At 71.3% G+C, this 762-nt stretch carries 1 protein-coding gene; it reads right to left on the bottom strand.

All coding sequences use genetic code 11. The features are described 5' to 3' along the window. Positions 1-252: 252 nt before the first annotated feature. Positions 253-480: a hypothetical protein gene (locus ACFV61_RS30145; RefSeq protein WP_380430087.1), complete on the bottom strand. Its 228-nt coding sequence runs from the start codon at positions 478-480 to the stop codon at positions 253-255. Positions 481-762 lie beyond the last annotated feature (282 nt).

Here is a 762-nt window from a genome sequence, read left to right as displayed (position 1 = left end):
CACAACCCCACACCACACCCCCCCACACCCACTAGTCCGTCGTCTGTTGCCCAACCCCCACCCACACCCCCCCCCCCCGTCATGTCTGCACCCTCATCCACCCTGCGGCGAGCGCGAATCCACCCGTTGAGGAGGCGAAGAGGATAAGGACGAACACCAATGCACTCGCCGCGGTGGGAACACGCTCAGGTATCGCGAGGAAAACCACACCCGCGAGCGCGAAACTCCCGATGGTGATGGCACCGGAGGCGATTACGGTCGCATTCCCCTGCGGAGGACGGCGACCAGCCGCTCGATGACGTCCGGCCGGGCGGCCCCGAGGTCGATCAGGATGACTCCGGTGGCTTTGGCCGAGCGCCAGTCGATGCCGAGGGAGGGCAGTTTGACCTCGGCGGCGTGCAGGACGGCCTGGAGGTCGTCGAGGATGTCGGCCGCGACGCGACGGTCCTCGACCGTGACCTTGTCGATCATGCTGCTCATGGGGCATCGCACTCTTCGCTGTTCGTGATCCAACGCGCTTCGGTGTCCCACTCCACGCCGCCGCCGAGGGGCCGGAGGAAGGCCAGCCCGTGCTGCCACCCCATGAAGACGGCCCAGCGCCCGGAGCGGACGTCGTAGACCCGCTCGCCGACAACCGTCGGCCGGTAGGGCTCGGACGGGGGCGCCCCCCCCCCCCCGCGCCCCGCCCGCGGGGGGGGGGGCGCGCCCCCCCCCCCCCCCGGCGGGACGGGAAACCCCCCAAGCGGGGACCACCACGGGGGC

Origin of the sequence: Kitasatospora sp. NPDC059817 (genome assembly GCF_042731835.1) — a bacterium.
Lineage (GTDB): Bacteria > Actinomycetota > Actinomycetes > Streptomycetales > Streptomycetaceae > Kitasatospora.
This window is presented reverse-complemented; position numbering and strand designations above follow the sequence as displayed.